Below are 14222 nucleotides of genomic sequence, written 5' to 3' on the forward strand. Positions count from 1 at the left end.
GGTTAATCAATCCAGAAATTCGGGTTTCTGTTTGCTCATATGGGCGGCCATGGCCACGCGCAGATCGGTGGATTGCAGCATGGCGGCGTTCCAGGTGGCGATGTATTCGAGGCCGTCATCGATGCGATGGTCGCGCATGTAGCTGATCATTTCCTTGGTGCCGGTGACGGCGATCGGCGACTTGCTGGCGATTGCGTAGGCAATGCCCATGACGCCGTCGAGCAGGCTGGCGTTGTCGCTGTAGACGCGATTGACCAAGCCCATGCCTCGCGCTTCGTCGGCGCCGAAGGTGCGACCAGTGTAAGCCAGTTCCCGCAGCATGCCGTCACCGATGATCCGCGGCAAGCGTTGCAGCGTGCCAACGTCGGCGGCCATGCCGATGTCGATTTCCTTGATCGAAAACTGTGCGTCCTCGGCGGCATAACGCATGTCGCAGGCGGCAATCAGGTCGATGGCGCCCCCCAGGCAGTAACCCTGAATGGCCGCAAGCACCGGTTTGCGGCAGTTATCGACTGCATTGAAGGACGCTTGCAGGGTGAGGATCTTGCGCCGCAACAGGCGCGCATTGCGTCCGACGTCCTTGCCCAGCTCATTGGCCACACCGGCCAGCATCATCAGGTCGATCCCCGAGGAGAAATGCTTGCCTGCCCCGCTGAGAACCACCACGCGCACTTCATCGGTGTCGTCGATCCACTGGAAGATCTCGACGATCTCGCTCCAGAACGCCGCGTTCATCGAGTTGATCTTCTCCGGGCGGTTGATCTGTACGTGGGCGATTTTATCGACCAGCTCGACGTTGAACGCGCTGTATTGAGACATGCCAATGATCCTTTTGCGGGCAAAAATGAGGCCCGAACTATAACAAGGCATCAAGGTGGGCAGTAAGGCAGCGGTTCGGCCAAATGCGGGACTCAAACCGGCGCACCAGAACAGTGCGTTCCTGATAAATCACGTCGCACATTTATGTGACTGCCCAGTGACTTTTTGATGCCAAAACGCAAAAAAACCTGCACTTCGTCGGGGCGTTTGCACCTCTATCAGGCACGTTCGTACCGCTACAAACCGATTGTCGAACAATTTTGCCATCTGGCCTTTACCGCTCTAAGTTCTGGCCTAGACTCATTTTCTTGAGGCGAAACCGGTCGGTCACAAAGTGGAAAAATAGTCGAAACTTTTTCCAATCCCGATCGGTCCTCTGACAAGAAGGTGCGTTGCGACTGGTGCAATCCTTGCAATGGCTCATTCACCCCTTTTGCTTCGACGCATTGGGCAGCGCTTGCTCACTGATGCGTAGCGCGATTGCGCCCGGCCACAGCAATTGGCCATGAAGCACCGTTTGCCAGACCTAAGAATTAGATCAACAACACGGGAGATTCATATGATCAGTACGGCTTTGGAAATACAGGGAGAGCGTGCTCATCAGGTCGGCGAATCGAGCGCCGTAACTGCCGCAAACACCCAACCCGTCGGCGTTCCTGGCACCAGGACGCTGACTCCGGCAGCCAACCAGAATCCGAACCGTAAAAAAGTGTTGTTCGTCACTTCGGAAATTGCCGACCTGGTGAAGACCGGTGGCCTGGGCGACGTTTCTGCAGCGCTGCCACGGGCCATGGCCCATCTGCACGATGTGCGGGTACTGATCCCGGGTTACCCGCAGGTGCTGAACAGCGAAAATCCGATCCATATCATTGGCGAGCTTGGCGGTCATGCTGCGCTGCCACCGTGCAAGATCGGGCGCATGGACATGCCCGACGGTCTGGTCATTTACGTACTGATCTGCCCCGAACTCTACGAGCGCGAAGGTTCGCCCTATGGCGCCAACAACGGCCGCGACTGGCCGGACAACCATATCCGTTTCGCCCGCCTGGGCCTGGCAGCGGCCGATATTGCCGCCAACCTCGCACAAATCCATTGGTGCCCGGATCTGGTGCACGCCCACGACTGGCCGGCCGGCTTGGCCCCGGCCTACATGCACTGGCGTGGGCAGCGCACGCCGACGCTGTTCACCATTCACAACCTGGCCTATCAAGGCGTGACCAGCCTGGGCTCGTGCCCCGAACTGGGCATTCCCCATCACGCGCTGCAACAGGAAGGTATGGAGTTCTACGGCAAGATGTCGTTCCTCAAGGCCGGCATGGCCTATTCGAGCCACATCACCACCGTCAGCGCGACCTACGCCCAGGAAATCACCACCCCGGATTTCGGCTGCGGCCTGGACGGTTTCCTCGCCGCCAAGACCCAGCAAGGCCTGCTCAGCGGCATTCCCAACGGCATCGATGAAAGCTGGGATGCGGCGACCGATCCGCACCTGTTCTGCCCGTTCAACATCGGCGACTGGGATGGCAAGGCCGTGAACGCCGCCCATGTCCGCGAGCTGTTCGGTCTGGAAGATTCCCAAGGGCCGCTGTTCGCCGTGGTTTCGCGCCTGGTCTACCAGAAAGGCCTGGACCTGACCGAAGCGGTGTCCGAGTACATCGTCAAGTCCGGCGGCCAGATCGCGATCATCGGCCGTGGCGAACCGGAAGAAGAACAGTCGATGCGCCAGCTTGCCCTGCGTTTCCCCGGGCAGATCGGCGTACGCATCGGCTTCAACGAAACCGACGCCCGGCGCATGTTCGCCGGCAGCGACTTCCTGCTGATGCCTTCGCGTTACGAGCCATGCGGCCTGAGCCAGATGTACGCCCAGCGCTTCGGTTCGTTGCCGGTGGCGCGCAACACCGGTGGCCTGGCCGACACCATCGAAAACGGCGTGACCGGTTTCCTGTTCGATGAATCCACGGTGCAGAGCTACCAGGAAGCCCTGAGCCGCGCGTTCAAGGTGTTCGCCTTTCCCGACCTGCTGCACGCCATGCGCTGCCGGGCCATGGCGGCGCCGTTCAACTGGTGCAAGGCGGTCGAACCCTACGCCGAGCTCTACGAACAGCTTGTGGCTAAGGCATTGGGGAAATCGCACAAACAGTAAGAGGCTTTCAAGATGCCGTTACGGACCCTTGAGACCTGGCCCCACGGCGCAATCATGCTGGACGCAGAGCACACGCGATTCGCGTTGTGGGCGCCAGATGCGTTCTACGTCAGTGTCGAACTGGAAAATGGACAGTCCTTGCCGTTGCTGCCCCAGGCCGACGGCTGGTTCGTGAGCAACATCCGATGCACGGCGGGCACGCGTTACCGCTACAGCATCGACGGCGAACTGGAAGTGCCCGACCCGGCCTCCCGCGCTCAGGCCGGCGATATCGACCGGCACAGTGTGGTGGTCGATCCGCTGGTCTATGCCTGGCAACACAGTGCCTGGCAGGGACGGCCATGGAACGAAGCGGTGATCTACGAACTGCATGTCGGTGCGCTCGGCGGCTTCAGCGCCGTCGAGCAGCATCTGGCGCGGCTGGTCGAACTGGGTGTCACCGCGATCGAACTGATGCCCGTCGCGCAGTTTCCCGGTGAGCGCAATTGGGGTTATGACGGCGTCCTGCCCTACGCGCCCCAGGCGTCATACGGCTCCCCCGAGCAGCTCAAGCACTTGATCGACACCGCCCACGGCCACGGCCTGGCGGTGATTCTCGACGTGGTCTACAACCACTTCGGCCCGGATGGCAATTACCTGCATCGTTATGCCAAGGGCTTTTTTCGCGAAGACAAACACACGCCGTGGGGCGCGGCCATCGACTTGCGCCGTCGCGAAGTACGGGACTTCTTCATCGAAAACGCCTTGATGTGGCTGCTGGAATACCGTTTCGACGGTTTGCGCCTGGACGCGGTGCACGCCATCGAAGACCCGGATTTCCTCCAGGAACTGGCACGACGGGTGCGCCAGCAGACGGGGCCGGCGCGGCATGTGTGGCTGATGGTGGAGAACGAACACAACCAGGCCAGCCTGCTCGAACAGGGTTACGACGCGCAGTGGAACGATGACGGCCACAACGCCCTGCATGTATTGCTGACCGGGGAAACCGACGCCTATTACGCCGATTACGCGCAAAACCCCACCGAGCAACTGGCGCGCTGCCTGAGCCAGGGTTTCGTGTTCCAGGGCCATCTCAACCGCCATGGTGTGGCGCGGGGTGAGCCCAGCGGGCATCTGCCGCCCAGTGCATTCATCCTGTTTTTGCAGAACCATGACCAGATCGGCAACCGGGCCTTCGGCGAGCGCCTGCATCAACTCGCCCACCCGCAAGCGCTGCGGGCCGCCACGGTGCTGCTGCTGTTGTCGCCGATGATTCCGCTGCTGTTCATGGGCGACGAATTTGCGGTCGAGCAACCCTTCCTGTTTTTCACCAGCCATCATGGTGAATTGGCCAAGCAGGTTCGCGACGGCCGGCGCAGCGAGTTCGCGGCGCTCAGCGCCTTTGCCGACCCGATCCTGCGCGAACACATTCCGGACCCGAATGATCCGCAGACGTTTGCAGCGTCCCGCCCGGTCCTGCCATCGACCGGCCATTGCGAGATGCACGACCTGTATTGCCGCCTGTTGCAGATCCGTCACCGGCACATCATCCCGCGCCTGCCGGGCGCCCAGGCACTGGGAACCGATGTGCTGGGCGAAGGCGCGGTCAGTGCATCCTGGCGCTTGGGCGATGGCAGCCAGCTGCGCATTGACCTGAACCTCAGCGCCAGGCCTGTAGTCCATACCTCACAGACCGATGCCATGCGCTTGTTCGAATACCCGCCACAGAACCCTGACCTGCCGGCTACAAACACTCTTGCCCCGTATTGCGCGCTCGTCAGCCTCGCCGCCGCAGTCCCCTTTGCTACCTCGTTTGGAGAGCGTCCATGAGTGATGCGCAACTGGAAATCCTGGCCAGCCGTGCCGGCCTCGCCGTCGACTGGATCGACGCCAACGGCCGCCCGCAAAAAGTCGCGCCGTCCGTGTTGCGCAACGTGCTGGCCGGCCTGGGCCACCCGGCCGGCAGTGCCCAGGAAATCGACGCCAGCCTGCTGGAACTGCAAGAGGCGCAACAGACCCATCACTTGCCGCCATTGATCACCGCCGATGCGGGGATGGGCCTGGACCTGGCGCGCTTTTTCGAGCCCGGGACCCCTTGCGAAATCCACCTGGAGGACGGTTCGCGGCTCAACCTGAAACTGGACGCCAACGCGGTGCTGCCGGGGCTGGTACCGGTCGGCTATCAACAGATCAGCATGGACGGACAAACCTTCACTCTCGCCGTGGCCCCGGCCCGTTGCTATAGCGTGGCCGATGCCGTGGACAACCCGATCCCCCGAGCCTGGGGCCTGAGCGTGCAGTTGTATGGACTGCGCCGCCCCGGCGACGGCGGGTTTGGTGACACCCAGGCGCTGGAGGACCTCGCCCGGGTAGCCGGCGAGCGTGGTGCCGAGGCGCTGGCGATCAGCCCGCTGCATGCGATGTTTTCCAGTGACACCCAACGCTACAGCCCGTATTCGCCGTCCAGCCGTTTGTTTCTCAACAGCCTTTACTGCGCCCCCGGCACCATTCTCGGCGAACGCGCGCTGCGTACCGCCATCGATGCAACCGGGCTGGCCATTGAACTCAAGGCGCTGGAAGAGCGTCCGCTGATTGACTGGCCGGCCGCCGCCGAAGCCAAGCATCGGCTGTTGCAGTCGCTGTACGAAGGTTTCGTCCAGGGTGAACACCCCTTGCACGAAGACTTCAGCAGCTTTCGTCACGCCGCTGGCGAAGCGCTGGAAAACCACTGCCGCTTCGAAGCCATCCAGGAGGCACGCGCCGCCCGGGGTGAACACCTCGACTGGCGGCAGTGGCCCGAACCCTGGCGCAACCCGCGCAGCGCCGAACTGGCGGCATTCGCCGAAGAGAATGCCGGGCGCATCGGCTTCTTCGCCTTCTGCCAGTGGCTGATCACGCGCTGCCTGGAGCGCGCGCAAACCGCCGCCCGCGCCAGCGGTATGAGTATCGGCCTGATCGCCGACCTGGCCGTTGGCGCCGATGGCGGCGGGAGCCAGGCCTGGAGCCGCCAGGACGAACTGCTCGCGTCCCTCACCGTCGGCGCGCCACCGGATATTCTCAACCGCACCGGCCAGGGCTGGGGGATTTCCGCGTTCTCCCCTGAAGGCCTGGTGCGCAATGGTTTCCGGGCCTTCATCGAAATGTTGCGGGCCAACTTCGCCCACTGCGGCGGCTTGCGCATCGATCACGTCATGGGCTTGCAGCGTCTGTGGGTCATCCCCAACGGTTCGCCGCCAGCCGACGGCGCTTACCTGTATTACCCCGTGGACGATCTGCTGCGTTTGCTGACCCTGGAATCCCATCGTCACCAGGCCATCGTCCTCGGCGAAGACCTCGGCACCGTGCCGGACGGCCTGCGGGAAAAACTCATCGCCCGTTCGATGCTGGGCATGCGGGTATTGCTGTTCGAACAGGACAACACGCACTTCAAGCCGATCCTCGACTGGCCGGACAACGCCCTGGCCACCACCAGCACCCATGACCTGCCGACCCTCAACGGCTGGTGGCATGGTCGCGATATCGACTGGAATGCCCGGCTCGGCATGGTCGATGCCAGCGGTGAAATCGAATGGCGCCAGCACCGCGAACGCGAGCGCGAAGGCTTGCGCCGGGCGTTGAGCCAGGACCCGCAGAACTTTCGCGAAGAGTCCCACGAAACCGACCAGGTGCTCGATGCCAGCGTGCGCTTCCTCGGTCATACCCGGGCACCCTTGGTGCTGCTGCCCCTGGAAGATGCCCTTGGCGTCGAACAGCAAGCCAACCTGCCCGGCACCACCGACACCCACCCCAACTGGTCGCGGCGCTTGCCCGGATACAGCGAAGCCCTGCTCGACGGAGCGGATGCCGCGCGACGTCTGGAATTGCTCGCCTGCGCGCGGCTCCAGGCGGCCGAGCGTGATCGATGACCCAGGTGCCGACCCGACCACTGCGCGCCACCTTGCGCCTGCAATTTCACAAAGGCTTCACGCTCGAAGATGCCGTGCCACTGGTGCCGTATTTCGCCCGCCTCGGCATCAGCCATGTCTACGCCTCCCCACTGTTGCGCGCCCGCGCCGGGTCGATGCATGGCTACGACGTGGTGGATCCGACCAGGGTCAATCCGGAACTGGGCGGTGAGGCGGCGCTGAACAACCTGGTCAGAGCCCTGCATGGGCACAACATGGGGTTGATCCTCGACGTTGTCTCCAACCACATGGCGGTCGGCGGCAACGATAATCCCTGGTGGCTGGATTTGCTGGAGTGGGGACGCCTGAGCCCTTACGGAGAGTTTTTCGATATCCAGTGGCACTCATCCGACCCGTTGATGGAAGGCCAGTTGCTCCTGCCGTTTCTGGGCAGCGACTACGGCGTCGCGTTGCAGGACGGCACCCTGCCCCTACGATTCGATGCCTGGCACGGCACCTTCCATGTCGAGCACTACGAACACCGCTTTCCCATTTGTCCCAGCGATTACGGGGAACTGCTCAGGACCGATGCACCGCTCGATACGCAACAGGCCGAACAACTGAAAAACCTGGCCGATCGCTTCAGCACCCTGAGCTACCAGACCGACGCCCACAGCCTGGCCCTGCCATTGAAAGCAGAACTTCGCGATCTGGTCAGCGATCCGGCCATTGCCCAAGCCATTGAGCAGCACCTGAACAACTACGTCTCACTGACCGGCGAAGGATTCCAGCGCCTGCACAACCTGCTGGAACGCCAGAGCTATCGCCTTGCCAGCTGGCGCACCGCCGCCGATGACATCAACTGGCGGCGCTTCTTCGATATCAATGAGTTGGGCGGACTGCGCGTCGAGCGTCCCGCCGTGTTCGAAGCCACCCACGCGAAGATCTTCCAATTGGTGGCTCAAGGGCTGATCGACGGGTTGCGCATCGACCACATCGACGGCCTCGCCGACCCGCGGGGCTACTGCCGAAAACTGCGCCGCCGGGTCGACAGCCTGTCAGCGGGCCGCCACCTGCCCATCTATGTGGAAAAAATCCTCGGCGAAGGGGAAACCCTGCATCGCGACTGGTCGGTGGACGGCACCACCGGCTACGAATTCATGAACCAGTTGTCACTGTTGCAACAGGATCCACGGGGCGCGCAGACACTGGCCGAACTCTGGCATCGTCACAGCGAGCGGCCCGCCGACTTCTGCCAGGAAGCACAACTGGCCCGTCAACAAATCCTCGGTGGTTCCCTGGCCGGAGATTTCGAAAGCGTCGCCCAGGCCCTGCTGCAAGTGGCCCGGGACAACCTCATGACCCGCGACCTGACCCTGGGCGCCATTCGCCGGGCCTTGCAGGCGCTGATCGTGCATTTCCCGGTGTACCGCACCTACATAGGCCCCCTTGGCCGTTCAGCCCGGGACGAGGCGTTTTTCCGCCAGGCCATGGACGGTGCCCGCCAAACCCTGGGCGAAGCGGACTGGCCGGTGCTCGACTGCCTGGCCGGCTGGCTTGGCGGTGAACCCTGGCGTTCGCGCCCGGCCGGGCGCGAACGCAAGCGTCTGAAGCACGCCTGCATACGTTTCCAGCAACTGACCTCACCGGCGGCGGCGAAGTCGGTGGAGGACACCGCGCTCTATCGATCGGCCGTCCTGCTCTCGCGCAATGACGTTGGCTTCAACACCGAACAGTTCAGCGCACCGGCCGCCGACTTTCATCAGGCCTGCATCGAGCGCCTCGACACCTTCCCGGACAATCTGCTGGCCAGCGCCACCCACGACCACAAGCGCGGCGAAGATTCACGGGCGCGGCTGGCGGTACTGAGCGAGCGCAGCGCCTGGTACGTCGACCAGATCGGCCTGTGGCGCGCCCTCGCCCGGCCCTTGCGCAACGACGATCAAATGCCATCGTCGGGCGATGAAATGATTCTGTACCAGACGATTCTCGGCAGTTGGCCGCTGGAGTTGGGGATCGATCATCCGCCGTCCCTCGAGGACTACGCAAAACGTATCTGGCAGTGGCAACGCAAGGCCCTGCGTGAAGCCAAACTGCAAAGCAGCTGGAGCGCGCCCAATGACCCTTACGAGCAAGCGACAGAGGACTTCATCCAGCGCCTGTTGCTCAGCCCCGAAGGTGAGCTGTTGCGTACGGCCCTGGCCAAGGCTGCCCGTTCGATTGCCGCCCCCGGCGCACTCAATGGTTTGGCGCAAACCTTGCTGCGCATGACCGTGCCCGGCGTGCCGGATTTGTATCAGGGCAACGATTTCTGGGACTTCAGCCTGGTCGACCCGGACAACCGTCGTCCCGTGGATTACGCCAGCCGCCAGCAGGCGTTGCAGCAAGCGGTGGACCTGCCGGACTTGTTGCAGAACTGGCGTGACGGACGCATCAAGCAAACCTTGATTGCGCGCACCCTGGGCCTGCGCGCCGAGCATGCCGAGCTGTTTCGGCGTGGCACCTACCAGGCCCTGGAAGTGGTGGGCAGCGAGGCCCATCGAGTGCTGGGATTTGTCCGTGAACGGGAGGGGAAACGCGCCATTGTGATTGTGCCGATACGTTGTGCCGATCTGCTGGAAAACGGTGCCGAACCACAGGTCCACGCGCCGCGGTGGGGCGAAACCCGGGTCAAACTGCCGTTCGCCGACCCTGACGAACATCTGCAGGGACTTTTTTCCGGCATCACAGTCACAAAACACAGGGAGCTGTTGATCAGCGCCGCGCTGGGGGATTTCCCGGTCAATCTCATTATTCAAACTACCCACACTTGAGTTCAGTTCAGGAGCATTGCGATGAGTACCGACGAAAAACGCATCCGCGAATTTGCCTATCAGATCTGGGAATCCGAAGGAAAACCCGAAGGCCAGGAAGCCCGCCACTGGGAGATGGCGTGCAAACTGGCGGACGCCGAAGCACTGGCCCCGAAAAAACCGGCCAAGGCTGCCCCGAAAACCCCGGTCAGCAAAACGGCCAATGGCAAGGCTGGCGATGCCAAGGTCGCCGCGCCAAAAACCAAAGCCAAACCGGCGGCGGCTTCGAAGGTAATCCCGCCGGGGGAAAAGGCCGTCGCGAAAAAACCCCGGGCTGCGCGAAAACCGCCAGCGGTTTGAATATGTCTTGAGGCCCCTTCGCGGGCAAGTCGGACCGCCGCACCGCCGCTCCCACAGTGTTTGAAGGTGTGGCTGCAATCTGTGGCAACTCACAATACCTGTGGGAGCGGGCTTGCCCGCGAAGAGGCCATCACTTCCAGCATTGATGTTGCCTGACACACCGTTTTCGTCGGAGCGCCGCCCGGAGCAAGCTCGCTCCTACAGGTAACCCCCGTTTACAGGAGTACCTATGACCAGTCCGAAGAAAGCCGCCGCGCCAGCCCCTCGTGCCGAAACCACACGAATCCGCGAAGGCCTGCCCTTTCCGCTGGGTGCCACCTGGGATGGACTGGGAGTCAACTTCGCCCTGTTTTCCGCCCACGCCACCAAGGTTGAACTGTGCCTGTTCGACGACGCCGGCGAAGTGGAACTCGAACGCATCGAACTGCCCGAATACACCGACGAGATTTACCACGGCTACCTGCCCGACGCCCATCCGGGGTTGGTTTATGGCTATCGCGTCTACGGTCCGTACGACCCGGCCAACGGCCATCGCTTCAACCCCAACAAACTGCTGATCGACCCCTACGCCAAACAACTGGTGGGCAAGTTGAAATGGTCCGAAGCGCTGTTCGGCTACACCATCGGCCACCCCGACGCCGACCTCAGCTTCGATGAGCGCGACAGCGCGCCCTTCGTGCCCAAATGCAAGGTCATCGACCCGGCGCACACCTGGGGCCACGATCATCGTGTCAGCGTGCCGTGGGACAGGACGATCATCTATGAAACCCATGTGCGCGGCTTCAGCATGCGTCACCCTGCCGTCCCCGAGAATCTGCGCGGCACCTTTGCCGGGTTGATGGTCGATGAAGTGGTCGAGCACATCCGCAAACTCGGTGTGTCGACCGTGGAGCTGCTGCCGATCCATGCGTTCGTCAACGACCAGCATTTGCTGCACAAGGGCATGACCAACTATTGGGGCTACAACAGCATTGCGTTCTTCGCCCCCGACCCGCGGTACCTGGCCAGTGGCAAGATTGCCGAATTCAAGGAAATGGTCGCGCACCTGCACGAAGCCAATCTGGAGGTGATCCTCGACGTGGTCTACAACCACACCGCCGAGGGCAACGAACAAGGCCCGACACTGTCCATGCGCGGCATCGACAATGCCTCCTACTACCGCCTGATGCCCGATGACAAACGCTTCTATATCAACGATTCCGGCACCGGCAACACCCTGGACCTGAGCCACCCGTGCGTGCTGCAAATGGTCACCGACTCCCTGCGCTACTGGGCCACGGAAATGCACGTGGACGGCTTTCGCTTCGACCTCGCAACCATCCTTGGGCGCTATCACGACGGTTTCGACGAACGCCACAGTTTCCTGGTGGCCTGCCGCCAGGACCCGGTACTGCGCCAGGTCAAACTGATCGCCGAGTCATGGGACTGCGGCCCCGGCGGTTATCAGGTCGGCAATTTTCCGCCGGGCTGGGTCGAGTGGAACGACAAGTTCCGCGACACCGTGCGCGCCTTCTGGAAAGGCGACGACGGGCAACTGGCGGACTTTGCCAACCGCCTGACCGCTTCGGGCGAAATGTTCAACCAACGTGGCCGGCGGCCTTACTCATCGGTCAATTTCGTCACCGCCCACGACGGTTTCACCCTCAACGACCTGGTGTCCTACAACGACAAGCACAACGAAGCCAACGACGAAAACAATCAAGACGGCAGCAACAACAACCTGTCCTGGAACCACGGCGTCGAAGGCCCCACCGACGATCCCGAGATCAACGCGCTGCGCCATCGGCAGATGCGCAATTTCTTCGCCACCCTGCTGCTGGCCCAAGGCACGCCGATGCTGGTGGCCGGCGACGAGTTCGCCCGCACCCAGGACGGCAACAACAATGCGTACTGCCAGGACAGCGAGACCGGCTGGGTCAACTGGGACCTCAGCGACGACGGCAAGGCCCTGCTCAAGTTCGTCAAACGCCTGATCAAGTTGCGCCTGACCTACCCGGTCCTGCGGCGCGGGCGTTTCCTGGTGGGTAATTACAACGAGGACATCGGCGTCAAGGACGTGACCTGGCTGGCGCCGGACGGTACGGAAATGACCACCGAGCATTGGCACGATGCGCACAATCGATGCCTGGGCATGCTGCTCGATGGCCGCGCCCAGGAAACCGGCATTCGCCGCAAAGGCGTCGACGCGACATTGATGCTGGTGGTCAACGCACATCACGACATCGTCAATTTCCGGCTGCCTGAAGTGCCTGACGGCGGTTTCTGGACATGCATGATCGACACCAACCAACCGTCGATCCGCGGCCAGGAGCGCTTTGAGTTTGGCCACGAGTACTCGGTCACCGGCCGTTCGTTGCTGCTGTTCGAATTGCAGCATGAGGAAGAAGAGTAAAAGAGACGCCAGGTATTCATAGCCGTGACACCGCAGGGCGGAAATATCATTGCGGACAACTTCACGACGCGACGAATAGCGTTACATGAGCAATACTCGATTCGCGGCAATCCAGGGTTTGGCTTGTCGCGCCGCTATCCACCAGCCCTCAAGGGTCTGCCGGGCTTGTCCCATGCACGACTGAAGGCGACGCAGAACAAGGACGTATCCACCATGAAACCCGTTTCCCTGAGCGAAGTCAGCCTGCCCTCACAGATCTGGAACAGCGCCCCGCAACTGGACAGCATTCCGGTCATCAACACCCAATCCCTGGTACCCACCGGCGCACGCGTGGTGCTCATTGCCCCGCACCCCGGCGATGAAGTCGTGACCTGCGGCGGCCTGCTGCAATTGCTCAGTAACCTGGGCCACCCGCTGCAATTGATCTCGATCACCGACGGCAGCGCCAGCCATCCGGGGTCACAGCAGTGGTCGGAAAAACGCCTCAGCGTGTTTCGTCCCCAGGAAAGCGTGGAAGCCATACGTCGACTCGGGTTGCCGATGCACAGCCTGAAGTGGATTCGTGGCGGGTTTACCGATAACGCGCTGGCGGAGCAGGAAGATCAGATCGCCCGATTCATCACGCGCTACCTGCGCCCAGGTGATGTGGTGTTCAGCACCTGGCGCCAGGACGGCAATGTCGACCACGACACTGTTGGCCGCGCGAGCGCCTGGGCGGCGGCCAATATCGGGGCCACCTACAACGACGTACCGTTCTGGGCCTGGCACTGGCCGGCACGGGACCGGGAGCTGATTCCCTGGCACCGTGCCCGCAAGGTGCGCCTCGATACCTGGACCGTCGCCCGCAAGAGTCACGCCACCCACGCCTACGCCAGCCAACTGGACGGCGAACCGGCCATCGGCCTCGCGCCGTTGCTGCCCCGGCCGCTGCTGGAGCGTATCCGTTTGCCTTATGAAATTGTGCTGGTTTGAAAACGCAGCCCATTGGACTGAACTGCCTGCTATCGCATCAGTCGCATACATAAGCAGCCCTGAGTCAGAGGAGTGCATGTGGCCAGTCATTCAAAACCGCAGGTAACCGAATCAATGCCATTGAACACGCCCCCGGCGATTCATCGGCTTCGCGTGCTGACGGTCAACACCCATAAGGGTTTTACCGCACTCAACCGGCGCTTCATCCTTCCTGAATTGCGTGAGGCGGTGCGCAGTACGTCGGCAGACCTGGTGTTCCTGCAAGAAGTCGTCGGCGAGCACGACCGCCACTCCTCCCGCTACAATGATTGGCCACAAACCTCGCAATATGAATTCCTCGCCGACAGCATGTGGAGCGACTTCGCCTATGGGCGCAATGCCGTCTACCCCGACGGTCACCATGGCAATGCCCTGCTGTCGAAATATCCGATCCGCGAGTATCGAAACCTGGATGTTTCCATTACCGGCCCGGAACGCCGTGGCTTGCTGCACTGCGTGCTGGACGTACCGGGTCATCGCGAAGTGCATGCGATCTGCGTTCACCTCAGCCTGCTGGAAAGCCATCGTCAGCTGCAATTGCAGTTGCTCTGTCAGCTCCTCGAGTCCCTGCCGGATGATGCGCCGGTGATCATTGCCGGCGACTTCAACGACTGGCAGATGCAGGGCAATGCCACCCTTGCCCGCCACGATTACTTGCACGAAGCCTTCGAACGCCACCTGGGTCGTCCTGCCAAAACCTACCCCGCACGGTTTCCCTTGCTGCGCCTGGACCGCGTCTACCTGCGCAACGCCAGCAGCCATGAGCCGCAAATACTGGGAAACAAGCCGTGGACGCACCTTTCAGACCATTTGCCGTTGGCGGTGGAAGTGCATCTCTGAAT

General features: G+C 62.1%; 9 protein-coding genes. 8 read left to right on the forward strand and 1 reads right to left on the reverse strand.

What is annotated here, in order from left to right:
* Nucleotides 1-6 precede the first annotated feature (6 nt).
* Complete coding sequence (locus AC1Q6Y_RS09335) at nt 7-819, reverse strand: crotonase/enoyl-CoA hydratase family protein (protein WP_057714952.1); 813 nt, start codon at nt 817-819, stop codon at nt 7-9.
* Nucleotides 820-1378: 559 nt separating this feature from the next.
* Between AC1Q6Y_RS09335 and glgA the strand changes: the two genes are divergently transcribed.
* The 8 genes from glgA to AC1Q6Y_RS09375 all read left to right on the forward strand — a co-directional run bounded on the left by glgA (nt 1379) and on the right by AC1Q6Y_RS09375 (nt 14220).
* Nucleotides 1379-2962, forward strand: coding sequence for a glycogen synthase GlgA (gene glgA / locus AC1Q6Y_RS09340; protein ID WP_090455073.1), 1584 nt, complete (start codon nt 1379-1381; stop codon nt 2960-2962).
* Nucleotides 2963-2974: 12 nt separating this feature from the next.
* The gene (treZ, locus tag AC1Q6Y_RS09345; RefSeq protein ID WP_492624441.1) at nt 2975-4771 is read left to right on the forward strand and encodes a malto-oligosyltrehalose trehalohydrolase; all 1797 of its coding nucleotides are present in this window, start codon (nt 2975-2977) and stop codon (nt 4769-4771) included.
* Nucleotides 4768-6846 (forward strand): 4-alpha-glucanotransferase, encoded by a 2079-nt coding sequence (malQ, locus tag AC1Q6Y_RS09350; RefSeq protein ID WP_057714955.1) that lies wholly within the window; start codon nt 4768-4770, stop codon nt 6844-6846. Before treZ ends, malQ begins: the two co-directional genes overlap by 4 nt.
* Nucleotides 6843-9638 (forward strand): malto-oligosyltrehalose synthase, encoded by a 2796-nt coding sequence (locus tag AC1Q6Y_RS09355; RefSeq protein ID WP_492624442.1) that lies wholly within the window; start codon nt 6843-6845, stop codon nt 9636-9638. The genes malQ and AC1Q6Y_RS09355 overlap by 4 nt, the downstream gene beginning before the upstream one ends.
* Before the next feature lie 21 nt (nt 9639-9659).
* Entirely contained in the window at nt 9660-9977 is a 318-nt protein-coding gene (locus tag AC1Q6Y_RS09360; RefSeq protein WP_489340548.1) for a DUF2934 domain-containing protein, read from the forward strand.
* Nucleotides 9978-10206: 229 nt separating this feature from the next.
* Nucleotides 10207-12369, forward strand: coding sequence for a glycogen debranching protein GlgX (gene glgX / locus AC1Q6Y_RS09365; protein ID WP_057714958.1), 2163 nt, complete (start codon nt 10207-10209; stop codon nt 12367-12369).
* Between the two features lie 213 nt (nt 12370-12582).
* Entirely contained in the window at nt 12583-13341 is a 759-nt protein-coding gene (locus AC1Q6Y_RS09370) for a PIG-L deacetylase family protein (RefSeq protein ID WP_492624443.1), read from the forward strand.
* A gap of 114 nt (nt 13342-13455) precedes the next feature.
* Nucleotides 13456-14220, forward strand: a complete 765-nt coding sequence (locus tag AC1Q6Y_RS09375) for an endonuclease/exonuclease/phosphatase family protein (RefSeq protein WP_090455067.1) — start codon at nt 13456-13458, stop codon at nt 14218-14220.
* Nucleotides 14221-14222 lie beyond the last annotated feature (2 nt).

Source organism: Pseudomonas sp. GW823-FHT06E10 (assembly GCF_058794995.1).

Coding starts and splice junctions, on each gene's coding strand:
- glgA (WP_090455073.1), top strand. CDS start 1,379: ATGATCAGTACGGCTTTGGAAATACAGGGAGAGCGTGCTCATCAGGTC.
- treZ (WP_492624441.1), top strand. CDS start 2,975: ATGCCGTTACGGACCCTTGAGACCTGGCCCCACGGCGCAATCATGCTG.
- AC1Q6Y_RS09360 (WP_489340548.1), top strand. CDS start 9,660: ATGAGTACCGACGAAAAACGCATCCGCGAATTTGCCTATCAGATCTGG.
- AC1Q6Y_RS09375 (WP_090455067.1), top strand. CDS start 13,456: ATGCCATTGAACACGCCCCCGGCGATTCATCGGCTTCGCGTGCTGACG.
- malQ (WP_057714955.1), top strand. CDS start 4,768: ATGAGTGATGCGCAACTGGAAATCCTGGCCAGCCGTGCCGGCCTCGCC.
- AC1Q6Y_RS09335 (WP_057714952.1), bottom strand. CDS start 819: ATGTCTCAATACAGCGCGTTCAACGTCGAGCTGGTCGATAAAATCGCC.
- glgX (WP_057714958.1), top strand. CDS start 10,207: ATGACCAGTCCGAAGAAAGCCGCCGCGCCAGCCCCTCGTGCCGAAACC.
- AC1Q6Y_RS09370 (WP_492624443.1), top strand. CDS start 12,583: ATGAAACCCGTTTCCCTGAGCGAAGTCAGCCTGCCCTCACAGATCTGG.
- AC1Q6Y_RS09355 (WP_492624442.1), top strand. CDS start 6,843: ATGACCCAGGTGCCGACCCGACCACTGCGCGCCACCTTGCGCCTGCAA.